The sequence below is a fragment of the Sphingomonas azotifigens NBRC 15497 genome (assembly GCF_002091475.1).
GTDB lineage: Bacteria > Pseudomonadota > Alphaproteobacteria > Sphingomonadales > Sphingomonadaceae > Sphingomonas > Sphingomonas azotifigens.
The window spans coordinates 1-25,527 of the sequence record NZ_BCTR01000019.1 but is presented as its reverse complement, the minus strand read 5'-3'; the positions used below and the strand labels follow the sequence as shown (position 1 = coordinate 25,527).

The following is a 25,527-nucleotide window of genomic DNA, read 5'->3' as shown; positions in this document are numbered from 1 at the left end:
AGCAGCCCGGGCGGCAGCGGATAGGACATGCGCTCTACTGGCACGAACCGGGCTGGCGACATCTCCCGGCGGCAACTGGTCTACACCAGATTCGCATGACGCACAGGTTACAGCGCGAGGGAAAAAGCGACCTTCCGGCACAACTCTTTGATCCAGGACAATGTTTTTCGTTTAGTCGGGCAGGCCCGCAGCGGCCACGGGCGCGGCCAGCGATTCCAGCAGCGGGCGGTACGACTCGAGCGGCGCCACCGGGCAGCCAACGCGCTTGCCCCAGTCGTCGAACTTACGCAGCAGCAGCGCTTCCTTGCAGAATGCCTCGCCTTCGAAGGCCGCGACCTCGTCGGGGTCCATCGCACCGCCCTGCACCTTGAGGCTCAGCAAGGACGCGGCACTCAGGCCCGAGACATAGCGCGAATCGACCGCGCAGAGATAGCGCTTAGCGGCGACGTGCAATCGCACCGGCTCGGTCACTTCGGGCGGAAAAGCCCGGGAAAGCGCGGCTGCGCCGGTATCCTCGTGGCGCGCGTCCGTACCTTCCAACTCAATCGCATTGCCATCCGGATCGAGCATCCGGCCGATATCATGGAGCAGTGCCGCCGCCACCATCGTCTCGGCGCAGCCCTGCTCGCTGGCGAGCTGCGCGCATTGCAACGCATGCTGAAGCTGCGAGACATTCTCGCCATAATGCGCATCGCCATGGCGGGCGAAGGCCTCGAAAATCTGCACGATCACCGGATTCGAACGCGACATGAAGGCTCCTTCTCGGCAGGGCGCGTCCCCGCCTGTCGTCAAACTGTAGCGATATTGGACTATACCAATTCAAGTAGCTTGGTTCGGGGAGGAAGGGAACCATGAATTCGGCCAACCGTCGCGATCTGCTGAAATGGGGTGGTGCCAGCGGACTTGCAGCACTTTGGCCGGGACTGATCGATCGCGCGCTGGCGATCCCCGCCGCGCGCCGCACCGGCACGATCCGCGACGTCCGCCACATCGTCGTGCACATGCAGGAGAACCGGTCGTTCGACCATTATCTCGGCATGCTCAACGGCGTGCGCGGCTTTGGCGACCCGCGGCCGCTGCGCCTTGCCGGTGGCAGCAGCGTATGGGCGCAGCCTTCGGCCGAGCATCCCGACGGCCATGTCCTTCCCTATCACGGCGATTCGCACACCAGCCGCTCGTTCAAGGTCGATGGCGCCGACCAGTCGCACGTCGAGAACATGCACATCTTCAACCGCGGCCGTTATGATCGCTGGGGCCATACCGGCGAACTGCACAACCGCCTGCTCCATTACGGCCCGGGCGACCTGCCCTTCTATTACGCGCTGGCCGACGCCTTCACCGTCTGCGACGCCTATCACTGCTCGACGATGACGCAGACCTATCCCAACCGCCTGCACCTGTTCAGCGGCTGCAACGGCGGCGGCACGGTCGGCGGCGATCCGCAGATGCACAATTACGGCGAGGACGAGACCCCCAGCGCAGACATGGCGCAGGATCAGCAGCTCCGCCCCGACGCCTATCGCTGGACCACCTATGCCGAGCGACTGCAGGCAGCCGGCGTCAGCTGGAAGGTCTATCAGGAATACGACAATTTCGGCGACAACCTGCTCTCGATCTTCCCGCCGTTCCGCCCCTGCGCGAAGGATTCGCCGCTCTACCAGCGCGGTCGCGCCTGGGTGAGCGAGCACAAGAAGGGGCCGGACCGTACCCGCTCCGACGGCGAGCAGTTGGTCGAGGCATTCCGCCGCGATATCGCCGCCGGCACGCTGCCACAGGTTTCATGGATCGTCACCGCGGCCGATCTGTCCGAGCATCCGACCGCCGAGCCTGCGAAGGGCGAGCACGTCACCGCCAAGCTGATCGAGGCGCTGGTCGATCATCCGGAGGTGTTCGCCAGCACCGTCTTCATCCTCAACTATGACGAGGCCGGCGGCTTCTTCGACCATATGCCGCCGCCAGTCCCACCGGTCGGGCGCTATCGCGGCCATTCGACGGTACCGATTGACGGCGAGACCAAGGACTATGCCGGCACCAGCCAGGCCGGTGGCGACGCGCATCCGATCGGCCTCGGCATCCGCACGCCGGCGATCCTGGTGTCGCCGTGGAGCCGCGGCGGCCAGGTCAATTCGCAGCTGTTCGATCACACTTCGGTACTGCAGTTCATGGAGCGCTGCTTCGGCGTCGCCGAGCCGAACATCAGCAGCTGGCGCCGTTCGGTGTGCGGCGACCTGACCAGCGCCTTCGATTTCGCCCAGCCGGATACCGGCGCGCACACGCTGACGCTGCCGGCAACCGACGATTTCCGCGAGCGGGTCGCGCGCTCGCACGCCGGGGTGGCGAATGCCATTCCGGCCGTCCAGCAGCCGACCGCGCAGATGCCAGGCCAGCGCCCGCACTGCCCGCTGCCCTATGCGGTCGATCTGGTCGCCAGCGTCACGCCGGAGGGCAGGTTGCGGCTCGAATTCGTCAACCAGGGCAAGGTCGGCGCGACCTTCACGGTGCACGCGCATCACGACGATGCCGAGCCCTGGCATTTCACCATCGGCGCCGGCGACCGGCACGCGCAGGCGGACTGGCAGGTCGACCGTGCGCATGACCTGATCGTGCGCGGCCCCAACGGCTTCTGGCGGCAGTTCGCGGGCGTGCAGGCACCGCTGCTCGACGTCGCGCTGGTCCAGCTGCCGGCGCGCGGCGCGGCCGAGCTGGTCCTGCGCAACCGGGGGACCCAGCCGGCGCAGCTCAGCATCGCGATGGATCCACGCTATCCGGTCGCCGGCGAACGCCACCGCATGGTGACACTGGTGCCGGGCGAGACACTGCGCGACGCCTGGCCGCTCGCCGCGTCGGACCATTGGTACGATCTCAGCGTGCGCAGCGCGGGTGACGCCGCCTTTCTCCGCCGCTTCGCCGGCAAGATCGAGACCGGGCGGCGCGGCCGCACCGATCCGGGCATCGGCGCGATGCAGGTGACCGCCTGATGTCGGCTACGCCCACGCGCCACGACTGCATCATCGTCGGCGCCGGGATCGTCGGCCTCGCCCATGCGCTCGCCGCCGCCCGGCGCGGTCGCCGAGTGCTGGTGCTCGACCGCGATGCCGCCGCCAACGGCGCATCGATCCGCAATTTCGGCTTCGTCACGGTCACGGGCCAAGAAGCGGGCACGGTGTGGCAGCTCGCGCGGCGCAGCGCGGCGATCTGGGCCGAGGTGGCGCCGCTCGCCGGCATTCCGATCGTCCAGCGCGGCCTGCTGCTCGCCGCCCATCGGCCGGAAGCCGAAGCGGTGCTCGACGCCTTTGCCGAAACCGAGATGGGGCGTGACTGCCATCGCCTTCCCGCTGACGAACTTGCCCGCGACTGGCCCATGCTGGTGCCGCCACGCGCCGCACTGTGGAGCCCGCACGACCTGCGGGTCGAGTCTGCGGAGGCGATCCCCCGCCTCGCCGGCTGGCTGGCAGCAGCGCACGGCGTCACCTTCCAATACGGCACGGCGGTGCACGCGGTCGCGCAGGGCCGCATCGAGACCAACCACGGCACGCTGTTCGCCGACCAGATCATCGTCTGCCCCGGCGACGACTGGTCGACGCTGTTCCCCGACCTCTACGCCGAGGCGGGCATCACTCGCTGCAAGCTGCAGATGCTGCGGCTGGCCGCGCCGGCATGGCGCCTGCCTTCGCCGGTGATGGGCGATCTCAGCATGGTCCGCTATCTGGGCTATGCCGCGCTGCCGCAAGCCGCGGCGTTGCGGGCGCGGCTCGAGGGCGAACCGGCCGCGGCAGCCGCACTCGCCGACGGCATCCACCTGATCGCGGTGCAGAGCGCCGATGGCAGCCTCGTCGTCGGCGACAGCCACCACTATGCGCCGACCCCCGACCCCTTCGCCTCCGATGCCATCGACGCCCGGATCCTCGCCGCCTATGCCGAACTGCTAGGGGCCCCGCCACGGGTGCAGGCGCGCTGGACCGGCACCTATGCCTCGGCGGCCGGCCACAGCATCGTCCGCAGCCCCGCACCCGACGTGCGGCTGGTGGTGGTGACCAGCGGCACTGGCGCATCGACCAGCTTCGCGCTGGCCGAGCACGTACTAACCGAACTGATGGGAGAGACTGCATGACGCACCCGCTCAAGGCCGTGGTGTTCGACTGGGCGGGCACGATGATCGACTTCGGCAGCCGCGCGCCGGTCGTCGCGCTGTGCCGCGCCTTTGCCGCCGAGGGCATCCCGATCGAGGAGGCCGAAGCTCGCGCCGACATGGGGATGGCCAAGCGCGATCACATCCGCGCGCTGCTCGCCCAGCCGCGCGTCGCCCGCGCCTGGGCCGCACGCCATGGCGATGCGCCCGCGGAGGCGGACGGCGATCGCATCTTCGCCGCGATCGAGCCGATGATGCGCGAAGCCGCGCGCGACTGCGCCGAGCTGATCCCGGGCGCGGCACGGGTCGCACAATGGCTGCAGGCGGCCGGTGTCCCGGTCGGCTCCTGCACCGGCTATACCCGAACGATGATGGCCGAGATCCTGCCGCGCGCTGCCGAGCAGGGCTATCGGCCCGACATGCTGGTCTGCGCGGGTGAGACGGCGATGGGCCGCCCGTCGCCGCTGATGCTGTGGAAGAACTTGGTCGAACTGGGCGCATGGCCGGCCGAAGCCTGTGTGAAGGTCGACGATGCCGCGGTCGGCATCGCCGAAGGCCGCGCCGCGGGGGTGTGGACGATCGGGGTTGCCGCCAGCGGCAACAGCGTCGGCCTGTCGGCCGCAGCGTTCGCGGCCCTGCCCGCCGCCGAACGCGACGCCTTGCTGGCGACCGCGCGCGCAGCCCTCACCGCCGCTGGCGCGCATCTCGTGATCGATACCGTAGCCGATCTGCCGGCGGCGCTCCGGCGGTTTCCGATCACCGTTCCACCGGGAGCCTGAACCCGGCCCTCGCCGGCGAAAGCAAGGCGGCTAGGCCCTTTGCCGCGACAGGGGCGCCGGCAATTGCCCAGCGTCGCCCGATCCGGCCACCCCCGCCAGCACTGCTCAAGCGCGGCACGCGCGCGTTCAAGCCATCCTGGCTCTTCGTGGGCGGTCCGCGCTGATGGCGACGATGGCTGTCTGGGCTGCGGCCAGCGATCGCCTGCGGCAGCACCCCATGCAAAAAGGGCGGCACCGTTGCCGGTACCGCCCTTTCTGAACAATAGGTTCGACGCGCTGTTAGGCGACGGCGACCTTCTTGCTGGTGCGACGACGACGCAGAGCAGCGCCGGCCATGCCAGCACCCGCGATCATCATGCCCCAGGTCGCCGGCTCCGGCACCGCGCTCTTCGAGTCGAGCGTGAAGCTGCCCGAGATCGCCGCGCCTGCACCACCCGTCTGGGTGTAGCCGAACGTCACGGTCGACTTGCTCGGGGTGGTGAAGCCCGCGATCGTCGAGGTGAAGAGGCCCGACGCGATGAAGTTCACGGCGTTGGTCGGGGTGGTCACCGAGATGACCTTGCCCGCGAACGAACCGAAGCCGGTGGTGATCGAAACGAGCGAACCGGCCGACGCGGTGACCGGATTCAGCGAGATCAGGCCGCCCTGACCAACGAAACCGCCGCTGGTGCTCGAGACGACACCGCCGAAGGCATCGAAGGTGCTGCCGGCGGCGATCGGCTGCGCCGAGCTGGTGACGTTCAGCAGGGCGCCAGAGAAGCTGCCGATGATGCTGGCTGCCGAAGCAGCCTGAGGAGCTGCAACCGCGGCGGTCGCGGCAGCAAGCAGGGTGAGAACACGAGTGCGCATAAAACCCCCAAACATGGTTGAGATCCGGTTAACCCGGCATCGATCTACTCTACCCAAATGCTCGATGAGTCAATTGCAATTGAAAGCATCAATAAGAGTAAAACTGGGACAACATCCATATCGTTATGCTAGCGGGATTTTTTGCCAGAAAAGTCATTTTTATAGCCATTTTCAATGCCTTACAGCTAATCAGCACCCCTCAGTAAATAACCTTCATATTCTTGCATATATTATGATTGATTTCCCTTTTTACTTGAATGAATACAATTCATCGACCCGTTGATCTACAATACAGCAACATAATCGCTTAGATTACCTCTTCATAATCCCAACGCAATTTACATATTAATAAATATTGATCGCGATTTTATATTACGTTATACTTAATCACCTATTATAATGTCCAGCAATCTTCCGATAAGTATCACTTATACCTAGATGATGTAGAGAAATAATTCGCATATTCATCGATAATTGCGCTTATTATTATCGTACACCATGCCGGGAGCAGGCGGGTCTATCGACTTTTTTCTAAGGAATTTTGACCGTGCTTCTGTTCGCAACTGCACAATGCGCGAACTTCGAAAGAAGTGAGGGAAACAGTAAAGCTACTCCAATTTCGACTCATCATAGCTTCTGGCATCGCGAAAAATGCGCTTGTCGGGCTTCAGCAACGGAAGATGTGTCAAAATTGGAGACAGCAGCGTAAAATAAAGTCTGCCGCCGTGCACGGTGGAGGTTTGGCGGGAACAAACGTTTGAGGGGCCTCGCCAAGCAGCTAAGCCACGGAACCGACTGTCATCCTTGCACGTTTGTGGTTCGCGCCGCGGCGTGTCTCGCGGATTGCGCCATCTTAACACAATCCACTGCCTGACTCGGCCGCCCAGCCGCCAGCTGCTTGGTCGCGGCACGCGATCGCGGAAGGTGGGTTGCTACCGGGCGATTCATGCGCCGGAGCGGATTACCCTGGCAGCACCGCGTGGTGCCCTTGCGTCGTCGCGCCTCGTCCACGCCGAAGCGACGCTAGCCCGCGCACCATGACAGCCGAAAGAAAAAGGGGCCGGAACTTTCGTTCCGGCCCCTCGGGATCATTCGGCGTCGGCCTTTTTCTTGGCCGGTGCCTTTTTCGGCTTCGGCGCAGCTTCGTCGCCCTCGCCTTCGGCTGCCTTGGCTGCCTTCTTCGCGGCCGGCTTCTTCACCGGCTCGGCATCGCCTTCGGCGGCCGGCTCGGCCTCTTCGGCCTTGGCCTTCTTGGCAGCCGGCTTCTTGGCGGGCTTCTCTTCGTCGCCAGCCTCGTCCGAAGCTTCGGCCTGCTTGGCCGCCTTCTTCTTCGGCTTGTGGTCGTCATGATCATGCACGTGCGTGCCCGAGGCGAAACCGTCCTCGCTCTCGATCGCGGCTTCCAGCTCGTCCTTGGTCACTTCGCGATCGGTGATCTCGGCCTTGCCGAACAGGAAGTCGACGACCTTGTCCTCGAACAGCGGCGCGCGCAGCTGGGCAGCCGCCATCGGCTCCTGCTGGACATACTGGATGAAGCGCTGGCGATCCTGCGGGCCGTACTGCTGCGCGGCCTGCGCAATCAGGCGGTTCATTTCCTGCGCGGTGACTTCGACACCGTTGGCGGTGCCGATCTCGCTGAGCAGCAGGCCCAGGCGCACGCGGCGCTCGGCGATCGCACGATATTCGTCGCGCTCGCCTTCCAGCTCGGCAAGCGCCGCCGCCGGATCTTCCTCATGCTCGGTCTCGTGGACAAGCTGGTGCCAGATCTGGTCGAACTCGGCTTCCACCATCGACGGCGGGACCGGGAAGTCATGGCCGGCGGCGAGCTGGTCGAGCAGCTTGCGCTTCATGTGGGTGCGGGTCAGGCCATTGAGCTGCTGCTCGATCTGGCCCTTCAGCAGGCCGGTCAGCTGCTCCAGGTCCTGGAGGCCGAACGCCTTGGCCATGTCGTCGTCGATCTTGGTCTCGCCGGCGGTCTGCACCGCGGTGATCTTGACGTCGAAGGTCGCGGCCTTGCCGGCCAGATCCTTGGCGCCGTAATCTTCCGGGAAGGTGACGTTGAGCTGCTTCTCGTCGCCGACCTTCACGCCTTCGAGCTGCTCCTCGAAGCCCGGGATCAGGCGGCCCGAGCCGAGCTCGACGGCCATGCCCTCGCCGGTGCCGCCCTCGAAGGCGACGCCGTCGACCTTGCCGACGAAGTCCATGACGACCTGGTCACCCGTGGTCGCGGCATGGCCCTCGGCCGCATCGTCCCAGCGCTTCTGCTGGTCGGCGAGCTGCTTCAGCTGCTCCTGCACTTCCGAATCCTGCACCGGCACGGTCAGGCGCTCGAGCTTGAGGCCCTCGATCGACGGGGTCGGAACGTCCGGGAGCACTTCCAGCTCGACCTTCACTTCCGCGTCGCCGCCGGGGGCATAGTCGCCCTCGAGGCTGACCGACGGCTGCATCGCCGGGCGCAGCTTGTGATCGACGATCAGCTGCTGGATGCCGTCCTGGATCGAGCTGTTGAGCGCGTCCTGCGCCAGCGCCTCGCCGTGCATCTTGCGGACCAGGTTGACCGGCACCTTGCCGGGGCGGAAGCCGGGCATGCGAATCTGCGGCGCGACCCGCTTCACTTCGGCATCGACCTTCGAGTCGATTTCCTGGGCGGTGATCTTCAGCGTGAAGGCGCGCTTCAGGCCCTCGTTCAACGTCTCGACAGTCTGCATTCTCACGCTTTCTCAAAGGAATCGGAATTGCGGTGTACCACACATCAGCCGCGAGGACTGGTGCGGGCGAAGGGAGTCGAACCCCCACATCTTTCGATACTGGAACCTAAATCCAGCGCGTCTACCAGTTCCGCCACGCCCGCAGGGGACACCGCCGGTCGGCGGGCTCTATAGCAGTCATGGGGTCCGGGGCAAGCACGAAGCAACGATTGGGCGTCGCAAGGCGTTGGGGCTGCAACGAACAGGAGTTGTCCCATGCCGGTAGAGCCCCCCATCCAGCCGACCACGCCGCCGTCCGAAGCGCCGGCGCCCAACCCCGGCCAGCCCGGCGGTCCGCCGCCGGAGATCGATCCCCCCGGCCCCGATATCGACGTGCCGGCGCCCGAGACCACGCCGAGCATCGATCCGGGCATCACCCCCGGCCAGCCGGTCGCCTGAACCAGGAGAGCTCCCATGCCGAACATCACCAACGATAATGACGATCCCCGCTCCGACATCCAGCAGGCGGTGGAAGCGCGCTCGGACGCCGCCGATGCCGCGGGCAAGAAGGGTGTGCCGCTCACCAAGGCGGTGCCGCTGGGCGCCGGCGGCGAGAACGGCGCCGACGGGGTCGTGAAGAACCAGGACCTCAACCAGCAATAACTCCCTCCCCCAACCCTGCCATGGCAGCGGTGCCGCCGACCCGCGGCGCCGCTTCCGCATGCTGGAGATGCCCCCGCGATGATCGAATGCCACCTGCGCAAACTTCGGCTACGCGACGAGATCAGCGCTGCGGAAGAAGCGGCGCTCCGCGGCACGATCGTCGACATGGTGACGCATCCGGCCGGCCGCACCATCGTGCGCTCCGGGGAGGAGCTGAACTATTCGACGCTGGTGCTGGACGGGTTCATCGCCCGCTACAAGGATCTCAAGAATGGCACCCGGCAGATCACCCATGTGCACGTGCCGGGTGACTTCGCCGACCTCCACGGATTCACGCTGAAGCGGCTCGACCATTCGCTGCTTGCGCTCACGCCCTGCACCATCGCCCGCGCCGCCCACACCCGGCTGCGCGAGATCACCGAGACGCAGCCGCATCTCACGCGGGTGATGTGGTTCTCCACCAATGTCGACGCGGCGATTCACCGCGAGTGGGAAGTCTCGCTGGGCCGCCGCTCGGCGATCCAGCGCGCCGCGCACCTGTTCTGCGAGTTGCACGTCCGGCTGGGCGTGGTCGGCCATGCCGAGGCCGAGCGGTACCGCTTCCCGATCAGCCAGGCCGAGCTTGCCGAATGCCTGGGCCTCACCCCCGTGCATGTGAACCGCGTGCTGCGCGAGTTGCGCGAGCGTGGGTTGGTGGAGTTTCGCAACGGCCTGGTGGCGTTCCAGGACCTGCCCGGCCTCAAGCGACTCGCCGAGTTCGATCCGGGCTATCTCTACCTGGACCCCCACCCGCTCTGAGGCGGATCAGCCGGCGATACGGCGGGCTGATACGATCTTCACCGGCACCTCGGGGACTTCGCCCTTGAAGCTTCCCATGATGGTCTTGGTCGGCGAGGTGGGCGCGTCGAAGATCTTGAGCAGCACGTCCTTGCCCTCGACCACCCGGCCGAACGCCGCGTAGCCGAGATTGTCGCCGGGCTTGCTCGGATCCGCATCGAACGAGGGCTGATCGCCGACCATGATCGTGAACTCGCCCCGCGCGCTGCCCGGGGCGAGCCGCGGCAGCGACAGCGTGCCGGCAAGATGGTGGATGCCGGTCTCGCTGGTCGGCTCGTGCTTGATCGGCGGGTACATCTTCGCGGGCGCGTTCTGGATGCCGAACTGGACGAAGCCGAACTTCTCCGCCGGCTTGACCGTGCGGTAGAACACCACGCCGTCCAGCCGCTTCGCATCGACATAGCGCAGGAAGTTGCGCGCGGAGACCGGCGCCTTGTCGAGATAGACCTCGACCACCATTCGCCCGGCACTGGTCTCGATCGCCACCTTCGGATTGGCCACGGTGGCGGGCGGCGGGGTCTGCGCGGCCGCCGGAAGCGCCATCAACGCCATCGCAAGCCACGCCAACATCCTGATCATGCAACCATCTCCGCTGTTCATGCCACCATGCGAAGCGCCGCCTCGCTTGGCAAGCCGGCATCCCCCCGTCGCAGGCGCTAACCCCGCTCGCTAACCCCCGGCCACGTTGTTCCGAGCCCGCCGGCCGATCATGGAGCAGGCGACGTGGCGCACCAGATGGGGAAGGCGCGCAGAACGCACTCACCGCCTTCGCCAAGGAAATGCTACATGTTGAACAAGCTACTGCCCGTCGCAGCAGCGGCCGCCAGCCTCTGGATCGGGGCGGGAAGCGCGCTCGCGCAGACCGCTCCGTGCGAACTGCACCTCTGGCCAGCCGAGCGCATGAAGTCGGAAACGACCGGTCTCCTGTCCACCTTCGGCGGCGTGGGAGAAGAACTGATCGACCGGGCGGCGCATGCGAGCAAGGACGCCCACAACAGGGCGCACATGCGCAGCACGCTGGAGAGCCAGATCCAGCTGGACACGCTGCAATCGCTCGACCTGCCGACGCTGCTGTCGCTGCCGGCCGGCACGCAGATCATCCGCCACGACCAGCCGCTCGACCGCAAAACGATCACCAAGGTGATGACCCGCCGCAGCAAGTCCAAGGCCGCGTGCTATTCGGAACTGATCGTTGCCGAGATCGCATACCACAAGGGCACGATCGCCGGTCGCTCGCTCACCACGCTGTTCGCGTTCCGAGACTTCGGCAGCCAGGATCAGGTTCAGTTCGCGTACAAGGCGCGCGGAAAGCACCGCCTTGTGCTGTTCCCGCCGAAGAAGGGCGAAGACGCGCGCGCAGCGCTCGACGAGCTCCGGGGCGCGTTCCGGAAGGATCTCGAAAAGTTTTCGGGGAAAGAACAGAAGGCAGTCGCCAAGCACCGCCAACCGAAGCAGAAGTAACACGCGGCTTCACCCCGGCGGCGAAACGCCGCCGGGGCATCCCTTCCCTTCAGCTCAGTGCCTTCTTGAGCAGCTCGTTGACCACCGCCGGGTTGGCCTTGCCCGCCATCGCCTTCATCGTCTGGCCGACGAAGAAGCCGAACAGCGCTTCCTTGCCGCCGCGATACTGCTCCAGCTGGTTCGGGTTCTTGGCGAGAATCTCGGCGATCACCGCCTCGATCGCGCCGGTGTCGCTGGTCTGCTTCATGCCGCGCTCTTCGACGATCTTGCCCGGCGCATCGCCGGTCTCCAGCATGATCTCGAACACCTGCTTGCCCAGCGTGTTCGAAATGGTGCCGTCGGCGACCAGCGCGAGCAGCTCGGCGCCCTGTTCGGGGCTGACCGGGCTCTCGTCGATGCCCTTGCCGAGGCGGTTGAGCGCCCCGTACAGGTCCGAAAGCAGCCAGTTGGCCGCGGCGCGCGCGACTTCCTGCTCGCCCTTCTTCTGGATCCGCGCGCTCTCGGCGAGCAGTGCCTCGAACCAGCGCGCCGTCTCCGCTTCTGCGGTCAGCACCGCCGCGTTATAGGCAGTGAGGCCCAGCGACTCCTCGTAGCGGCGGCGCTTGGCGTCGGGCAGCTCGGGCAGGCTGGCGCGGCATTCCTCGAGGAAGGCGTCGTCCAGCTCCAGCGGCAGAAGGTCGGGATCGGGGAAGTAGCGATAGTCCTGCGCGTCTTCCTTCGAGCGCATCGAGCGAGTCTCGCCCTTGTCCGGGTCGAACAGGCGGGTTTCCTGGACGACGCGGCCGCCGCTCTCCAGCACCTCGACCTGGCGGCGCGCTTCATATTCGATCGCCTGCATCACGAAGCGAACCGAGTTGACGTTCTTGGTCTCGGTGCGCGTGCCCAGCGGATCACCCGGCTTGCGGACCGAGACGTTGACGTCGGCGCGCATCGACCCCTGGTCCATGTTGCCGTCGCAGCTGCCGACATAGCGCAGGATCGAGCGGAGCTTGGAGAGATACGCGCCCGCTTCCGCCGGCGACGTCATGTCCGGCTTGGACACGATCTCCATCAGCGCGACGCCCGCGCGGTTGAGGTCGACATAGGAGCGCGTCGGGTGCTGATCGTGCATCAGCTTGCCGGCATCCTGCTCGACATGGATGCGCTCGACGCCGATCGCCTTCACCTCGGCCTCGGGGTCCTTCTCGTCCAGGCTGATCGTGATCTGTCCCTCGCCCACCAGCGGGTGGAAGAGCTGGCTGATCTGATAGCCCTGGGGGTTGTCGGCGTAGAAATAGTTCTTGCGATCGAAGCGCGACCATTTGTTGATCACCGCGCCGATCGCCATGCCGCTGCGCACCGCCTGGCGGATGCATTCGCCGTTCAGCACCGGCAGCATGCCGGGCATGGCGGCATCGACCAGGCTGACCTGACTGTTCGGCTCGGCTCCGAATGCCGTCGCCGCGCCGGAGAACAGCTTGGCCTGCGACGTGATCTGCGCATGGACTTCGAGGCCGATCACGACCTCCCATTCGCCGGTGTCGCCCTGGATTCGGTAGCTCGATGCAGTCTTGGTCGCCATGTGCTCTTCACAAGGTAATGGGATATATGTGGGCAGCCTATCGCGCGTCGCGGCGCTCAGGTCCAGCGGGCAATTGGCAGCGAGCACGGACCCGCTCGGCCGTCGCTGGATCCAAGGGCTGTCCCGCCCCGGTTCAGCCTGCGCCGAACGGCCTGTTTGGCGAGTTTGTTCGGCATTGCACAACGTAGTGCGATCCACTACGCAGCCGGAGAATATCGCTTTTCTGGCATGCGAAGTATCGGGGGTAGCACCATGTCGCCGCAAGACACCACGGGCGCCGGACGGTTTTCTGGATTAAAAATCGCCGTATTGCTTCCTTGCTATAATGAAGAAGTAGCAATCGGCCGTACCGTCGCGGCTTTCCGCGCCGCGCTGCCGGAAGCCACCGTCTATGTGTACGACAATAACAGCCGCGACCGGACCTGCGAGGTCGCGGCCGAAGCTGGCGCGGTGGTGCGCTCGGAGCGCATGCAGGGCAAGGGCAATGTCGTCCGCCGCATGTTCGCCGATGTCGAGGCGGACGTCTACGTCCTGTCCGACGGCGACCTCACCTATGACGCCGATGCCGCGCCCGAGCTGGTCAACCGCCTGATCGAGGAGCAGCTCGACATGGTCGTCGGCGCGCGCAAGTCGGAGATCGAGCTGGCCTATCGCCGCGGCCACCGCTTCGGCAATGCGATGCTGACCGGCATGCTCGCCCAGCTGTTCGGCCGTAGCTTCACCGACATCCTTTCGGGCTACCGCGTCTTCTCGCGGCGCTTCGTGAAGAGCTTCCCGGTGCTGTCGGCCGGCTTCGAGATCGAAACCGAGATCAGCATCCACGCGCTCGAGCTGCGCATGCCGGTGTCGGAGATCGTCACCAACTATGCCGCGCGGCCCGAGGGATCGACGTCGAAGCTGTCGACCTATCGCGACGGCTGGCGGATTCTGCGCACGATCGTGAACCTGTTCCGCATCGAGCGTCCGGTGCTGTTCTTCGGCCTGTTGGGCGGCGTCGCCATGTTGCTCGCGCTGCTGCTCGCGATCCCGCTGGCGATCACCTATGCCCAGACCGGCCTGGTCCCGCGCCTGCCGACGGCAGTGCTCGTCACCGGCCTCGCGATCGTCGGGCTGCTGAATATCTTCACCGGGCTGATCCTGGACACGGTGGTGCGCGGCCGGCGCGAAGTACGGCGACTGGCCTATCTCGGCGTACCGGCGCCCCGCGCCTGATGGAATGACCTCCACCTGCCGCGGCAGGCGGTTTCGATGCGCCGCGCGGCAGGCGACGGACGTCGCCGCCGCCGCGGTGCCGCCCGAAAGAACGGAATCGACAAGGGGGATGACGTCGTGAAACTGCAAGCGTTGTTGGAACACCGCTACGCCCGCTATCTGCCCGCAGCGATCCTGCTGGTCGGATTTCTTCTCCGGGTGTGGAAGCTCGTCGCACGCGGCACGCAATATGCGCTGGGCGAGGCGGCCAATGTCGCCCTCTCGTTCGCGCGCGACGGCACGATCGGCGACGTGTTCGGGCGCGGCAGCGGCCTCACCACGCATCTAAACCCCATTCTGCCGATGTTTGCCGGCACCGTCTATCGGCTGTTCGGGGTGCGTACCGAGCTGTCCGAGTGGATCCTGGCGCTCGTCGCCATCTCGATTGCCCTCGGCACGGGGGCGCTATTCTATCGCGCCGCCGGCATCGCAGGCATTCCGCGGCCGCCGCGGCTGGTCGCACTGGCAATCTTCGCACTGGTGCCGATCCATCCCGAGCTCGAAACGACGGTGTTCCGGATCTGGGAAGGCGGTCTGGCGACCTTGCTCGGCACGATCGTGCTACTGATCGCGCTGCAGGCCGATACCGGCAGCACGCTGAAATTCCGCACCACTTTCTGGCTGGGCCTGACGGCGGCGCTGCTGTTCTTCATCAACCCCGCGCTGGGCCTTGCCGCCTATGCGATCATCGGGCTGCTGCTGCTGCGCAAGGCGCCGCCGCGGAGCTGGATCGGCCACGGCGCGCTGGTGACGGCGCTGCTGATCGCGGTGCTGACGCCCTGGACGATCCGCAACTATGAGGCCTTTGGCCGCTTCCTGCCGCTGCGCGGCAATTTCGGCCTGGAGCTGGCGATCGGCAACCACCCCGCCGCGCTGGGCAAGCCGGAACGCGAGATCTTCGTCGGGCGCCTGCGCGAAATCCACCCGCTGGAGAGCCAGGCGGCGTTCAACCGCATGCAGGCCATGGGCGGCGAGCTCGTCTATGCCAACGCGATGGGCGACGAGACCAAGGCATGGATTCGCGCGCACCCCGGCGACTTTGCCCGCCTGTGCGCCAAGCACCTGATCCAATATTACTTTCCGCCGAGCTGGCAGTGGGGCATCTATACCGGCCATCTCGAGCGGAGCGTCGTCCTTCGCCAGGCGTTGCTCTGGACGTTCAGCGCCTTTGGGCTGGTCGGCGCGTTCGCCGCGCTGTTCGCCTGGCGGACGCGGCTGATCTACCTCGCAGCGATGGCGCTCGTGCCGGTGCTGCCGTACATCATCACCCAGCCGGTGCCGCGCTACCGCTATATCGTGCTGCTGCCGCTGCTCTATCTCGGCGTCGACACCGCCTATCGGCTGTATCGCAAGCTGCGGCCCGCCCGCACCGCCGAAGCCTGACGCAAAAAGGGGGCGGTGGCCTGCGCCACCGCCCCCCTCGTCTTTACATTCTTGCCGCCAGGCCGGCGCTTACCACCAAGCCTGCGGACGCGCCGTGAAGCCCGCACGCTGCTCGATCGCCAGACCGGCGTTGAGCACGCCCTGCTCGTCGAACGGCTTGCCGATGATCTGCAGCCCCAGCGGCAGGCCCGCTGCGTCCAGCCCGCCCGGCACGCTCATCGCGGGCACGCCGGCAAGGCTCGCCGGCACCGTGAACACGTCGTTGAGGTACATCGCCAGCGGGTCGACCTTCTCGCCCAGCCCGAACGCCGCGCTTGGTGCCGTCGGGGTGAGCAGCAGGTCGCACTGGCTCCAGGCATTGTCGAAGTCGCGCGCGATCAGCGTGCGGACCTTCTGCGCCTGGGTGTAATAGGCATCGTAGAAGCCGGCCGACAGCACATAGGTGCCGATCAGGATACGGCGCTTCACCTCGTCGCCGAAGCCGGCAGCGCGGGTGGTGGCGTACATGTCCTGCAGGTTCTGGCCCTCGGCCAGATCGCGCAGGCCGTAGCGGACGCCGTCATAGCGGGCGAGGTTCGACGAGGCCTCGGCCGGCGCGATGATGTAATAGGCCGGCAGCGCGTACTTGGTGTGCGGCAGGCTGACCTCGACGATCTCGGCGCCCGCGTCCTTCAGCCAGTCGATGCCCTGCTGCCACAGTGCCTCGATCTCGGCCGGCGTGCCGTCCATCCGGTACTCGGCCGGGATGCCGACACGCTTGCCGCGCAGATCGGCGGAAAGGCCCGCTTCCCACTGCGGCACGGGCATGTCGAGCGAGGTCGAGTCCTTGGGATCGAAGCCCGTCATCGCCTCGAGCAGGATCGCGCAGTCGCGCACGTCGCGTGCCATCGGGCCTGCCTGGTCGAGCGAGGAGGCGAACGCCACCACGCCCCAGCGCGAGCAGCGGCCATAGGTCGGCTTGATGCCCGAGATGCCGGTGAACGCTGCCGGCTGGCGGATCGAGCCGCCGGTGTCGGTGCCGGTCGCCGCCGGGCAGAGCCGTGCCGCGATCGCCGCCGAACTGCCGCCCGAGGAGCCGCCCGGCGCCAGCGGCGTGTTGCCGCCATCGTTGCGCCGCCAGGGCGAGATGACATTGCCGAAATAGCTGGTCTCGTTCGACGAGCCCATCGCGAACTGGTCGAGATTGAGCTTGCCGAGCATGCCGGCACCGGCTTCCCACAGCTTGTGCGAGACGGTCGATTCATAGACCGGCTTGAAGCCTTCCAGCATGTGACTGGCGGCGGTGGTCTGCACGCCCTTGGTGGCGAACAGGTCCTTCATGCCGATCGGCACGCCGGCGAGCGGCTTGAGCGTCTCGCCCGCGGCGCGCGCCTTGTCGGCCGCATCGGCGGCAGCGAGCGCATGCTCGGGAGTCTTGACGATGAAGGCGTTGAGCGCGTCGGCCCCGGCGACGGCGGTGTTGAACGCCTCGGCGACCTCACGCGCGGAAAATTCACCGTCGCGCACGCCGTTGCGGATGGCGGCGACGCCCAGATCGGTCAGCGTGCTCATTCCACCACCTTCGGAACCGTGAAGAAGCCATGTTCGCCCTGCGGCGCGTTCGCCAGCACCGCGTCGCGCTGGTTGCCATCCGTGATCACGTCGGGCCGCAGCCGCAGCGTGTTGGGCATCACGGCAGTCATCGGCGCGACATCGTGCGTGTCGACTTCGCCGAGCTGCTCGATCCAGCCCAGGATGTTGTTGAGTTCGGGCGCCAGGCGCTCGGCGTCGGCGTCGCTGATCGCGATGCGCGCCAGGTTCGCCACTTTCTTCACGGTTGCGGTGTCTACGGACATGCGCTTGCGCCTAACAGCCGAACCCCGCCCCTTCAAGCGCCCGCATCGCCGATCGGCACTTGCGGTTGCATCCTTCGCACGCAACACTCACCGGAACGCGATTGCGTCGCCGCCCGTTTATGCTGCATTGCACAATGGAGAGGCCGATTGGCCCGAAAGTTTATCTATGCGGTTGCGATCCTGATCATGCTCGGCGTTGCGTCCATGTTCGCCTATCGGCTCTACGGCATCCAGCTGATGCGCCAGTTCCTGGTGCCGGCCGGAGACGTCGCCGATCTGCAGCCGGTGTCGCCACGCGACTATGCGATGGCGGACATGTGGATCGCGCGGCCCGACAAACCGGGTAACCCGGCGCTGTGGACCCCCGCTGGCCAGAGCGCAGCGGCCAGTCCCGCGGCCGCGCTGTTCTTCATTCACCCGACATCGTTCCTCGATACCAAGCAGTGGAACGCGCCGCTCGACAACCCCGACGCCAATGCTCGCGCCGAGCTGTTCCTGCGCGGCCAGGCGAGCGCGTTCAACGCCAGCGCCGCGATCTGGGCGCCGCGCTATCGCCAAGCGACCTTCGGCGCGTTCCTGACCAGCAAGGCTCAGGCGCAGAAGGCGCTCGATCTCGCCTATCGCGACGTCGCGGCGGCGTTCGAGGAGTTTCTGCACGAAGCGGGCGATCGACCAATCATCCTCGCCGGGCACAGCCAGGGCGCGCTGCACCTCGCCCGCCTGCTCAGCGAGCGAGTCGCGGGCACCCCGATCGCGCGGCGCGTGGTCGCGGCCTATGTCGTGGGCTGGCCGGTCTCGCTGACCGCCGACCTGCCGAAGATGGGTCTTCCCGCCTGTACCGGGCCGAACCAGGCGGGTTGCATCCTTTCGTGGCAGAGCTTCGCCGAACCGGCCGACCCCGCGCTGATCATCGACACCTTCGATGCCACCACCGGCTTCACCGGCAAGCCGCGCGGCGGCACCAAGATGCTCTGCACCAACCCGCTCACCGGCAAGCCGAACGACTCGGCACCTGCCAGCGCCAATCTCGGCTCGCTGATCCCGGACCTGAACCTGCAATCGGCGCATCTCGAGCCCGGCCGCGTGCCGGCGCGCTGCGACGGACGCGGCATCCTCAAGATCGGCACCGCCCCGCCCGACTTCGGCCAATATGTGCTGCCGGGAAACAATTATCACGTGTTCGACTACAGCCTGTTCTGGGCCAATGTCCGCGCGGATGCGGCGCGGCGGCTGGCGGCCTACAAGCCCTGAGGGGCGGCGGCGGGGAGACCTTTGCAGCCCCGCCCCGCCTCCCCTATAGCCGCGGGGTGATCACCACCGCCCCCAGCGATTTCCGCGCCGCCCTGCCGCAAGGCGGCCGCCTGATCGGCCTCGATGTCGGCACCAAGACGATCGGCACCGCGCTCTGCGACGCCGGCTGGAGCTTTGCGAGCCCGGCCCAGCTGATCCGCCGCTCCAAGTTCACCAAGGACAAGGCTGCGCTGGCCGAACTGATCGCCGCGCAGCAGGTAGTGGGCATGGTGATCGGCCTGCCGCTCAACCTCGATGGCACCGACAGCCCCCGCACCCAGTCGACTCGCGCCTTCGCCCGCAATTGCGAGGACATGGGCCTGCCGATCCTGATGTGGGACGAGCGCTGGTCCACCGTCGCGGTGGAACGGACACTGATCGAACAGGACGCCAGCCGCGCCAAGCGCGCCGAGCTGATCGACAAGATGGCTGCCGCCTATATTCTGCAAGGCGCGATCGATGGGCTGGTGAACGTCTGACCGGCTTGCGCGGCGCCGCCGCAGGGCTTAGGCGGCGGCTTTAATGCACACCTCCGATCATCGCCCCGGTGCCCAGATACAGGGCAGCGCCGTTTTCCCGCACCGGCACCTCACCGGCATTTCGGGACTCCAGCCCCACGAGATCATGTTCCTGCTCGACGAGGCGGAACAATGGGTGGAGGCCAATCGCAGCCGCGCCAAGAGCGACAAAAGGCTGGAAGGCCTCACCCAGATCAACGCCTTCTTCGAGAATTCGACGCGTACGCTGCTGTCGTTCGAGATCGCCGGCAAGCGGCTCGGTGCCGACGTCGTCAACATGCATGCCGCGCAGAGCAGCGTGAAAAAGGGCGAGACGCTGATCGACACGGCCGTAACGCTCAACGCGATGCGCGCCGACGTGATCGTGATCCGCCATGCCAGCTCGGGCGCGGTGCGGCTGATCGCCGACAAGGTCGACTGCCCGGTACTCAATGCCGGCGACGGCTGGCACGAGCATCCCACCCAAGCGCTGCTCGACGCGCTCACCATCCGGAGACGTCGCGGCTCGGTGGCCGGTCAACGGGTGGTGATCTGCGGCGACATCCTCCACAGCCGCGTTGCTCGCTCGAACATCCTCGCGCTCACCGCGCTGGCCGCCGAGGTGCGCGTGGTCGCGCCCTCGACGCTGATGCCGCCGGCGATGGACCGGATGTTCGTCACCCCCTTCACTGATTTCGACGCCGCGCTGGAGGGCGCCGATGTGGTGATGATGCTCCGCGTCCAGAACGAGCGCATGGCCGGCGGCTACATTCCTTCGACTCGCGAGTTCCACATGCGCTACGGCCTCACCCCCGAACGCCTCGCCCGGGCCAAGCCCGATGCGCTGGTGATGCACCCTGGCCCGATGAATCGCGGTGTCGAGATCGACTCGATCGTGGCCGACCATCCCGAGCGCAGTGCGATCACCGAGCAGGTGGAGATGGGCGTCGCGGTCCGCATGGCCTGTCTCGACGTGCTCACCCGACGATCGCGCGGTGTGGAGGGCTGGGCATGAGCAGCATCCTCTTCCGCAACGCGCAGCTGGTCTGCCCCGAGGGCGGGATTTCCGAAGGCGACCTGCTCGTCCAGGGCGACACGATCGCGGGAGTCGGCCAGATCGATGCGCCAGCCGATGCCGAGGTGGTCGATGTCTCCGGCAAGGTACTTGCTCCTGCACTGATCGACCTGGGCGTCTTCGCGGTCGACAAGGGCGCCTGCCGCTTCGGCGGCATCGCCCGCGTCGGCCTGATGCCGGACCAGTCGCCGGTGCTCGACGATCCCGGCATCGTCCGCCGCGCCGCGGTTTCGGGCAAGCCGCAGCTCTGGGTGCATCCGCTCGCCGCGGCGACTCGCGGCCTGGAAGGCGTGGATCTGGCCGAGATCGCGATCAACGCCTCTGCCGGCGCCCGCGCCATCGCCACCGGCCGACACTGGATCGCCAATGCCGGCACGATGCGCAAGGCGCTGCTCTACGCGCGCGACCTTAACCTCACCGTCGTCGCTCATGCCGAGGATGGCGGGCTGGCGGACGGCGCCGTCGCGACCGCGGGCGAGACCGCCGCGCGGCTCGGGCTGCCCAGCGCACCCGCAATTGCCGAAGCGCTTGCCATCGCCCGCGACCTGATGCTGGCTGAAGAGACCGGCGCCAAGCTGCACTTCCGTCAGGTCACCACGGCGGCAGGCTTCGACCTGATCCGCGCCGCCAAGCGTCGCGGCGTGCCGGTGACCTGCGGCATCACGCCCGCGCATCTGCTGCTGTCGGACATCGCGGTCAGCGATTTCCGTACCTTCGCCCGCCTGTCGCCGCCCTTGCGCGACGAGAGCGACCGGCAGGCGGCGCTGGCGGCGGTGGTCGACGGCACGATCGACGTGATCGCCTCCGGCCATGATCCACGCGGGCCCGAAGCCAAGCGCCTGCCCTTCGCTGATGCCGAGCCGGGTATGGCCGGTGCGGAGACGCTGCTCGCGCTGTCGCTCACGCTGGTGCGCGACGGCAGGCTGAGCCTCGACAAGCTGTTCGCGCTGCTCGCCGCCCATCCGGCGAAGATCCTTGGCCTGGAGAGCGGGCTGCTCAAGCCGGGCCTGCCGGCGGACCTGATCGTGCTCGATCCGGAAACCCCCTGGGTGATCGACGCGCGCAAGATGAACGCGCGCGCCGGCAACACGCCGTTCGACCGCCTGCCCACGCAGGGGCGGGTGCTGCAGCTCTACAAGGGCGGCACGCTGGTCTGAGGGGTCAGCGCGCGGCGAGACCGATGCGAGATGCGGGCTTGTACCAGCTCGCCACCGCATCGCCCGCCGCCATGCGGACGAAGCACGTACCGCCGCCCGAGCGGACGGCACGGCACAGCGCGTCGGCATCGGCGCGCGCGAAGCCGCCCACGGAGAGGCGATAAAGGCTCGCCTTGCCGGCAGGGACAGTAGCGCCCTGCGGCTTGAGACGGCCAAGCGCGGCCACGCGGCCATTGAGCTTCTGCCACGCGTCGCGCGCCACGCCGGCATTGGCGAAGGCACCGAGCTGCACGACAAAGGGGCCGGCCGTAGTGCGAACGGGCGCGGCCTTGGGCACGACGGGCTTGATCGGCTTTGCCACTGCGGCGCGGACCGGGGCAGGTTTGAAGACCGGCGCGGGCATCGGATCGTTCACGGGAACCGGGCTGGGTTCCGGTTCCGGAGTCGCGGCAGGCGCAGGTGCCGGAACCAGCGCCGCGACATCGGGCTGCCGGGTGAGCGCCAGTGCGACCGGCTGACCGGCATCCTGCACCGCCCGCACGCCGAGCAGCGCGGCGACCTGGTCATAGGCATTGGCCGGCCGGGCAAAGCTCGCCCATTGCATCAGCCGGGCGTTGAGCTGATCGGGTGCGACATCCATCGCCGCCACCGCCTTGGCTTCACCCCAGCGTCCTGCCAGGGCCAGCGCCAGCGCGAGGTTCTGCCGGGTACGCGCGCTCGCATCCGACCCGCGCACCGCCGGCGCGAGGATCTCGATCGCGCCGCCGGGGTCGCCCGCCAGCGCGGTCGCCAAGCCGCGATCGGTCGCTGGGATCTGTGCGGCATGGGTCTCGAGCAGCGCGCGCGCGCCGCCCCAATCGCCGGTACCAATGCTGGCGAGCGCAAGGTTCAGCGCGACTCGCCCATTGTCCGGATCGAGCGAAAGCGCATCGCGCAGCGCCTGCCGCGCGGCGGTAAACCGGCCGGCGAGCAGATAGGCCTGCCCGAGCAGCGCGCGATAGTCGCCGCGCTGGGGATCGTTGGCCACCGCCTGCTCGGCATGGGCGACCGCCGCCTCGGCCTTGCGCGCACCCAGCGCCTTCTGCGCCGCACGTGCCTCATGGGCCGCCTTCTTGGCATTGGGGGCGACCGTCGCGAAGGCGGAACCGCGCACGACGACGCTGGTCGCAGCGGTGCCGCCCAACGCCAGCAGCGCGGCGCCGATCGAAAACAAATGGCGGCGCTTCATCTTCATCCCCGTCCTTCGGTTGCAGCGATTCGGCGCGCCAGCGGCTCCAGCTCCGCCATCTCGCCCAGCATCGAATCGATCGCCTCGGTTACCAGTTGTTGCGCCGAGCGGCCGGCGATTGCTGCCGCCAGCCGCAGCCGGAGCCGCCGATCGGCATCGAGCCGAAGCGTGAACGCCGCCCTGCCCTTGGTCGCGCGGGCGGTGCGGGCGAGCTGCTCGGCCAGCGTCTCCGGCAGCGGCTGGAGCGGGGCCGTGTCGTTCTCCTCGGCGAGCATCAGGACCGGCTTGCGCGCCAGCCCCTTGCGGGCGAGCAACCCTGCGCTCAGCGCGGCGATCGGCTTGGGCAGCTCGTCCATCGGGGTCAACGCACCACCCGGCGACCGAAGCCGCCCGCAGGCCGCGTCGCAGCGAACGGCGTCGCAGCGGCCGGGGCGGCGAACACGGTGCGGCGGAAATTCTTCTCGAGCCGGTCCGAGACATAGCTCCACAGGCTCTCGACCTCGGCGGCCGACTTGCTGCCGGCATCGACTTCCATCACCGTCCGGCCATCGATCATCGATCCGGCAAAGTCGGTGCGATGATGCAGCATCACCGGCGCCACCGTGCCGTGCTGCGACAGCGCCAGCGCTGCCTCCGCGGTGATCCGCGCGTTCGGCGTGGCGGCGTTGACCACGAACAGCAGCGGCTTGTGCGCACGCTCGCACAGCTCCACCGTGGCGCCGACCGCCCGCAGGTCATGCGGGCTCGGTCGCGTCGGGATGACGATCAGTTCGGCAACCTGGATGACGGTGAGGATTGCCGGGGTGATCGCGGGCGGGGTATCGATCACCACCAGCTTGAAACCCTGCTGGCGCAGCACCTCGATATCAGCGGCGAGGCGCGCGACGGTCGTCTGGGCGAGCGCCGGCAGTTCGGCGTCGCGCTCGTTCCACCAGTCGGTCAACGAGCCCTGCGGATCGAGGTCGATCATCGCGACCGGCCCGGCACCGCTTCGCTGCGCCTGCACGGCCAAGTGGCCGGACAAGGTCGTCTTGCCCGATCCACCCTTTTGCGAAGCCAGCGCCAGGACGCGCATCCATCCTCTCGAAGTCACCAAAACCCGCATCTTCCTTGCATGTTCGCGGATAAGATCGGGTTAACGGGCGAGTCGGGAGCCGCTAAGGCGCAGGACAGCGTGCAACGATCGTTCCAGGGGGATTTTCTCATCATGCGCATGACGGCCCTGTTTCTCCTCGCCAGCATCGCCGCGCCGGCTTCGGCACTGGCGCAGACCGCCGCGGTGAAGGCGGGAGTCGAGGCTTATGAGCGGGGGGATTATGCCGGCGCGATGCGGCACTGGCGGCCCGCCGCGGAAAAAGGCGATGCCGATGCGCAGTATAATCTCGGTCAGGTGTACAAGCTTGGCCGCGGGGTACCGGTCGATCTCGCGGAGGCGGAGAAATGGTATCGCCTCGCAGCGCTGCAGGGGCACGACCTGGCCGAGGCCAATTACGGGATGGTCCTGTTCGAAAACGGCAAGCGCGAGGCGGCAGTGCCCTGGCTCGAGCGCGCCGTCACTCGCGGCGAGCCCCGCGCGCAATATCTGCTCGGCGTGATGCTGTTCAACGGCGACGGGGTCGCCAAGAACTGGGTGCGCGCCTATGCGCTGATGCTGCGCGCCGCCGGCGGCGGGCTGGAGCCGGCGACCCGTACGCTGGCGCAGATGGACCAGTATATACCGCTTGCCGATCGCCAGGCCGGCGAGTTGCTCGCCCGCACCGACGATCACCAGGCGCAGGTCACCACGCTGCCGACGCGGAAGAGCTCCCCGCCCCGCGGCAGCCCCGCGATCAGCGCCGATACGAGCGTTGCCACCGCCCCGGCCGCGCCGCCGCCAAAGCCCGCCCGCGCCGCCACAACCACGCCAGCTACGGCCCCGGTCCGCGCCGCCGGCACCTGGCGGGTGCAGCTGGGCGCCTTCGCCACCCCCGGCAATGCCGAGCGGCTTTGGGCACAGCTGCACAGCCGCTTTCCGGGTCGCCAACCCTATTATCTCAAGTCCGGCCAGCTCACGCGCTTACTGGTCGGTCCCTTCCCCTCACAGGCCGAAGCCACGAAAGCCTGTGGCGCGATCAAGCCCTGCATGGCAATGCAGCACTGAAGGGGAATTCCATGCAACGATCGATCTTATGTGCAGGCTTGGCGCTGGCGTTCGCACTGCCGGCGCATGCGCAGTCCGACCAGGGCGAAGCGCCGCGCCGCTACCGCATCGCCATCGGCGCGCAGGCGCTGCCGAGCTATCCCGGCGCGGACCACGATACCGTGCGCCCGCTGTTCGACTTCGCCACCGCCCGCGGCGACGCGCAATTCGAATTCGAGGCGGCGGACGAAAACCCCAATATCGCGCTCTACGACAAGCATGGCCTCGAAGCCGGCATCGTCGTGGGCTTCCAGGGCGCTCGCACTGCGCAGCGCGTCGGCGCCAATGTCTCCAAGGTCGGCTTCACGGTCGAACCGGGGGTGTTCGCCGGCTATTACCTCACCCCGCAGATTCGCGCCTATGGCGAGCTGCGCAAGGGTGCGGGCGGCCATGAAGGCGTGGTGAGCCGGCTGGCGCTCGATTACGTCCAACGCGACGGTGATCGCTGGCTGGTCTCGATCGGCCCGCGCATGGACCTGTCCGACGCGAAGTATCGCCGCGCCTATTTCGGCGTCTCGCAGCGCGACGCGACCGCGGCGGGGATTCCGGTCTACCGGGTCGGCGACAATGCCGTGCACAGCGTCGGCCTCGCCGCGACCGGCATCCGCCAGCTGACGACGCGCTGGGGCTTGTACGGCTATCTCGCCTATGACCGGCTGACCGGCG

General features: G+C 67.3%; 25 protein-coding genes and 1 tRNA gene. 15 read left to right on the top strand and 11 right to left on the bottom strand.

Annotation, left to right across the window (positions count from 1 at the left end; genetic code table 11):
• Window positions 1–171: 171 nt before the first annotated feature.
• Window positions 172–750, bottom strand: a complete 579-nt coding sequence (locus SAZ01S_RS08550; protein WP_084581857.1) for an HD domain-containing protein — start codon at window positions 748–750, stop codon at window positions 172–174.
• A 101-nt stretch (window positions 751–851) separates the two neighbouring features.
• Here SAZ01S_RS08550 and SAZ01S_RS08545 point away from each other — a divergent pair, with 101 nt between their 5' ends.
• The 3 genes from SAZ01S_RS08545 to phnX are packed head-to-tail and all read left to right on the top strand — an operon-like array spanning window position 852 to window position 4,908.
• Window positions 852–2,978, top strand: coding sequence for a phosphocholine-specific phospholipase C (locus tag SAZ01S_RS08545; RefSeq protein ID WP_084581856.1), 2,127 nt, complete (start codon window positions 852–854; stop codon window positions 2,976–2,978).
• Window positions 2,978–4,111: a TIGR03364 family FAD-dependent oxidoreductase gene (locus tag SAZ01S_RS08540; RefSeq protein WP_084581855.1), complete on the top strand. Its 1,134-nt coding sequence runs from the start codon at window positions 2,978–2,980 to the stop codon at window positions 4,109–4,111. The genes SAZ01S_RS08545 and SAZ01S_RS08540 overlap by 1 nt, the downstream gene beginning before the upstream one ends.
• Window positions 4,108–4,908, top strand: coding sequence for a phosphonoacetaldehyde hydrolase (gene phnX, locus SAZ01S_RS08535; RefSeq protein WP_084581854.1), 801 nt, complete (start codon window positions 4,108–4,110; stop codon window positions 4,906–4,908). The genes SAZ01S_RS08540 and phnX overlap by 4 nt, the downstream gene beginning before the upstream one ends.
• 279 nt (window positions 4,909–5,187) lie before the next feature.
• Here phnX and SAZ01S_RS08530 read toward each other — a convergent pair whose 3' ends face one another.
• The 3 genes from SAZ01S_RS08530 to SAZ01S_RS08520 all read right to left on the bottom strand — a co-directional run bounded on the left by SAZ01S_RS08530 (window position 5,188) and on the right by SAZ01S_RS08520 (window position 8,608).
• On the bottom strand, window positions 5,188–5,757 hold the full coding sequence (locus tag SAZ01S_RS08530; RefSeq protein WP_167693111.1) for a PEPxxWA-CTERM sorting domain-containing protein: 570 nt from the start codon (window positions 5,755–5,757) through the stop codon (window positions 5,188–5,190).
• Window positions 5,758–6,845: 1,088 nt separating this feature from the next.
• Window positions 6,846–8,465, bottom strand: a complete 1,620-nt coding sequence (tig, locus tag SAZ01S_RS08525) for a trigger factor (protein WP_084581852.1) — start codon at window positions 8,463–8,465, stop codon at window positions 6,846–6,848.
• A gap of 58 nt (window positions 8,466–8,523) precedes the next feature.
• A tRNA-Leu gene (locus SAZ01S_RS08520) sits at window positions 8,524–8,608 on the bottom strand.
• A 112-nt stretch (window positions 8,609–8,720) separates the two neighbouring features.
• Between SAZ01S_RS08520 and SAZ01S_RS08515 the strand changes: the two genes are divergently transcribed.
• From SAZ01S_RS08515 to SAZ01S_RS08505, 3 genes are all read left to right on the top strand, one after another.
• A complete protein-coding gene (locus SAZ01S_RS08515; RefSeq protein ID WP_084581851.1) occupies window positions 8,721–8,903 on the top strand; it encodes a hypothetical protein in 183 nt (60 codons plus the stop codon).
• Window positions 8,904–8,918: 15 nt separating this feature from the next.
• On the top strand, window positions 8,919–9,107 hold the full coding sequence (locus SAZ01S_RS08510; RefSeq protein WP_084581850.1) for a hypothetical protein: 189 nt from the start codon (window positions 8,919–8,921) through the stop codon (window positions 9,105–9,107).
• A 78-nt stretch (window positions 9,108–9,185) separates the two neighbouring features.
• A complete protein-coding gene (locus tag SAZ01S_RS08505) occupies window positions 9,186–9,905 on the top strand; it encodes a Crp/Fnr family transcriptional regulator (protein ID WP_084581849.1) in 720 nt (239 codons plus the stop codon).
• A gap of 6 nt (window positions 9,906–9,911) precedes the next feature.
• On the opposite strand, the gene SAZ01S_RS08500 is transcribed toward SAZ01S_RS08505, so the two are convergent.
• Entirely contained in the window at window positions 9,912–10,523 is a 612-nt protein-coding gene (locus tag SAZ01S_RS08500) for a peptidylprolyl isomerase (RefSeq protein WP_084581848.1), read from the bottom strand.
• A gap of 144 nt (window positions 10,524–10,667) precedes the next feature.
• Between SAZ01S_RS08500 and SAZ01S_RS08495 the strand changes: the two genes are divergently transcribed.
• Window positions 10,668–11,405 carry a hypothetical protein gene (locus SAZ01S_RS08495; protein ID WP_218018045.1) on the top strand — a complete coding sequence of 246 codons (738 nt, stop codon included), beginning with the start codon at window positions 10,668–10,670 and terminating at the stop codon, window positions 11,403–11,405.
• Between the two features lie 49 nt (window positions 11,406–11,454).
• Here the strand turns inward: SAZ01S_RS08495 and gatB are convergent, their stop codons facing one another.
• Entirely contained in the window at window positions 11,455–12,966 is a 1,512-nt protein-coding gene (gene gatB / locus SAZ01S_RS08490) for an Asp-tRNA(Asn)/Glu-tRNA(Gln) amidotransferase subunit GatB (protein ID WP_084581846.1), read from the bottom strand.
• Between the two features lie 252 nt (window positions 12,967–13,218).
• Here gatB and SAZ01S_RS08485 point away from each other — a divergent pair, with 252 nt between their 5' ends.
• Together SAZ01S_RS08485 and SAZ01S_RS08480 are read left to right on the top strand one after the other, a co-directional pair.
• On the top strand, window positions 13,219–14,178 hold the full coding sequence (locus SAZ01S_RS08485) for a glycosyltransferase family 2 protein (protein WP_084581845.1): 960 nt from the start codon (window positions 13,219–13,221) through the stop codon (window positions 14,176–14,178).
• Window positions 14,179–14,295: 117 nt separating this feature from the next.
• On the top strand, window positions 14,296–15,600 hold the full coding sequence (locus SAZ01S_RS08480; protein ID WP_139810002.1) for a hypothetical protein: 1,305 nt from the start codon (window positions 14,296–14,298) through the stop codon (window positions 15,598–15,600).
• A gap of 69 nt (window positions 15,601–15,669) precedes the next feature.
• Here the strand turns inward: SAZ01S_RS08480 and gatA are convergent, their stop codons facing one another.
• The gene (gene gatA / locus SAZ01S_RS08475; protein ID WP_084581843.1) at window positions 15,670–17,151 is read right to left on the bottom strand and encodes an Asp-tRNA(Asn)/Glu-tRNA(Gln) amidotransferase subunit GatA; all 1,482 of its coding nucleotides are present in this window, start codon (window positions 17,149–17,151) and stop codon (window positions 15,670–15,672) included.
• A complete protein-coding gene (gene gatC / locus SAZ01S_RS08470; RefSeq protein ID WP_084581842.1) occupies window positions 17,148–17,435 on the bottom strand; it encodes an Asp-tRNA(Asn)/Glu-tRNA(Gln) amidotransferase subunit GatC in 288 nt (95 codons plus the stop codon). Before gatC ends, gatA begins: the two co-directional genes overlap by 4 nt.
• 147 nt (window positions 17,436–17,582) lie before the next feature.
• Here gatC and SAZ01S_RS08465 point away from each other — a divergent pair, with 147 nt between their 5' ends.
• The 4 genes from SAZ01S_RS08465 to SAZ01S_RS08450 are packed head-to-tail and all read left to right on the top strand — an operon-like array spanning window position 17,583 to window position 21,454.
• Entirely contained in the window at window positions 17,583–18,686 is a 1,104-nt protein-coding gene (locus SAZ01S_RS08465) for a DUF3089 domain-containing protein (protein WP_084581841.1), read from the top strand.
• A 56-nt stretch (window positions 18,687–18,742) separates the two neighbouring features.
• Window positions 18,743–19,204, top strand: coding sequence for a Holliday junction resolvase RuvX (gene ruvX, locus SAZ01S_RS08460; protein ID WP_084581840.1), 462 nt, complete (start codon window positions 18,743–18,745; stop codon window positions 19,202–19,204).
• A gap of 43 nt (window positions 19,205–19,247) precedes the next feature.
• Window positions 19,248–20,237, top strand: coding sequence for an aspartate carbamoyltransferase catalytic subunit (locus SAZ01S_RS08455; RefSeq protein WP_084581839.1), 990 nt, complete (start codon window positions 19,248–19,250; stop codon window positions 20,235–20,237).
• Window positions 20,234–21,454 carry a dihydroorotase gene (locus SAZ01S_RS08450; RefSeq protein WP_084581838.1) on the top strand — a complete coding sequence of 407 codons (1,221 nt, stop codon included), beginning with the start codon at window positions 20,234–20,236 and terminating at the stop codon, window positions 21,452–21,454. The genes SAZ01S_RS08455 and SAZ01S_RS08450 overlap by 4 nt, the downstream gene beginning before the upstream one ends.
• Window positions 21,455–21,458: 4 nt before the next feature.
• On the opposite strand, the gene SAZ01S_RS08445 is transcribed toward SAZ01S_RS08450, so the two are convergent.
• The 3 genes from SAZ01S_RS08445 to SAZ01S_RS08435 are packed head-to-tail and all read right to left on the bottom strand — an operon-like array spanning window position 21,459 to window position 23,757.
• Window positions 21,459–22,682: an SPOR domain-containing protein gene (locus SAZ01S_RS08445; protein ID WP_245824721.1), complete on the bottom strand. Its 1,224-nt coding sequence runs from the start codon at window positions 22,680–22,682 to the stop codon at window positions 21,459–21,461.
• 2 nt (window positions 22,683–22,684) lie between these two features.
• Complete coding sequence (locus SAZ01S_RS08440; protein WP_084581836.1) at window positions 22,685–23,038, bottom strand: hypothetical protein; 354 nt, start codon at window positions 23,036–23,038, stop codon at window positions 22,685–22,687.
• A gap of 5 nt (window positions 23,039–23,043) precedes the next feature.
• A complete protein-coding gene (locus SAZ01S_RS08435) occupies window positions 23,044–23,757 on the bottom strand; it encodes an AAA family ATPase (protein WP_084581835.1) in 714 nt (237 codons plus the stop codon).
• A gap of 132 nt (window positions 23,758–23,889) precedes the next feature.
• On the opposite strand from SAZ01S_RS08435, the gene SAZ01S_RS08430 reads away from it, so the two are divergent.
• The gene (locus SAZ01S_RS08430; RefSeq protein WP_084581834.1) at window positions 23,890–24,822 is read left to right on the top strand and encodes an SPOR domain-containing protein; all 933 of its coding nucleotides are present in this window, start codon (window positions 23,890–23,892) and stop codon (window positions 24,820–24,822) included.
• Window positions 24,823–24,833: 11 nt separating this feature from the next.
• Window positions 24,834–25,527: MipA/OmpV family protein (locus tag SAZ01S_RS08425; RefSeq protein ID WP_139810001.1), on the top strand; the 694-nt coding region annotated here is incomplete at its 3' end.

Bases quoted from the DNA above. Each gene is read 5' to 3' on its own strand.
- tig (WP_084581852.1), bottom strand. From the start codon at position 8,465: ATGCAGACTGTCGAGACGTTGAACGAGGGCCTGAAGCGCGCCTTCACG.
- SAZ01S_RS08500 (WP_084581848.1), bottom strand. From the start codon at position 10,523: ATGATCAGGATGTTGGCGTGGCTTGCGATGGCGTTGATGGCGCTTCCG.
- SAZ01S_RS08545 (WP_084581856.1), top strand. From the start codon at position 852: ATGAATTCGGCCAACCGTCGCGATCTGCTGAAATGGGGTGGTGCCAGC.
- SAZ01S_RS08435 (WP_084581835.1), bottom strand. From the start codon at position 23,757: ATGCGCGTCCTGGCGCTGGCTTCGCAAAAGGGTGGATCGGGCAAGACG.
- gatC (WP_084581842.1), bottom strand. From the start codon at position 17,435: ATGTCCGTAGACACCGCAACCGTGAAGAAAGTGGCGAACCTGGCGCGC.
- phnX (WP_084581854.1), top strand. From the start codon at position 4,108: ATGACGCACCCGCTCAAGGCCGTGGTGTTCGACTGGGCGGGCACGATG.
- SAZ01S_RS08515 (WP_084581851.1), top strand. From the start codon at position 8,721: ATGCCGGTAGAGCCCCCCATCCAGCCGACCACGCCGCCGTCCGAAGCG.
- SAZ01S_RS08455 (WP_084581839.1), top strand. From the start codon at position 19,248: ATGCACACCTCCGATCATCGCCCCGGTGCCCAGATACAGGGCAGCGCC.
- SAZ01S_RS08485 (WP_084581845.1), top strand. From the start codon at position 13,219: ATGTCGCCGCAAGACACCACGGGCGCCGGACGGTTTTCTGGATTAAAA.
- gatA (WP_084581843.1), bottom strand. From the start codon at position 17,151: ATGAGCACGCTGACCGATCTGGGCGTCGCCGCCATCCGCAACGGCGTG.
- SAZ01S_RS08445 (WP_245824721.1), bottom strand. From the start codon at position 22,682: ATGAAGCGCCGCCATTTGTTTTCGATCGGCGCCGCGCTGCTGGCGTTG.
- SAZ01S_RS08510 (WP_084581850.1), top strand. From the start codon at position 8,919: ATGCCGAACATCACCAACGATAATGACGATCCCCGCTCCGACATCCAG.
- SAZ01S_RS08540 (WP_084581855.1), top strand. From the start codon at position 2,978: ATGTCGGCTACGCCCACGCGCCACGACTGCATCATCGTCGGCGCCGGG.
- SAZ01S_RS08505 (WP_084581849.1), top strand. From the start codon at position 9,186: ATGATCGAATGCCACCTGCGCAAACTTCGGCTACGCGACGAGATCAGC.
- gatB (WP_084581846.1), bottom strand. From the start codon at position 12,966: ATGGCGACCAAGACTGCATCGAGCTACCGAATCCAGGGCGACACCGGC.
- SAZ01S_RS08450 (WP_084581838.1), top strand. From the start codon at position 20,234: ATGAGCAGCATCCTCTTCCGCAACGCGCAGCTGGTCTGCCCCGAGGGC.
- SAZ01S_RS08440 (WP_084581836.1), bottom strand. From the start codon at position 23,038: ATGGACGAGCTGCCCAAGCCGATCGCCGCGCTGAGCGCAGGGTTGCTC.
- SAZ01S_RS08550 (WP_084581857.1), bottom strand. From the start codon at position 750: ATGTCGCGTTCGAATCCGGTGATCGTGCAGATTTTCGAGGCCTTCGCC.
- SAZ01S_RS08530 (WP_167693111.1), bottom strand. From the start codon at position 5,757: ATGCGCACTCGTGTTCTCACCCTGCTTGCTGCCGCGACCGCCGCGGTT.
- SAZ01S_RS08430 (WP_084581834.1), top strand. From the start codon at position 23,890: ATGCGCATGACGGCCCTGTTTCTCCTCGCCAGCATCGCCGCGCCGGCT.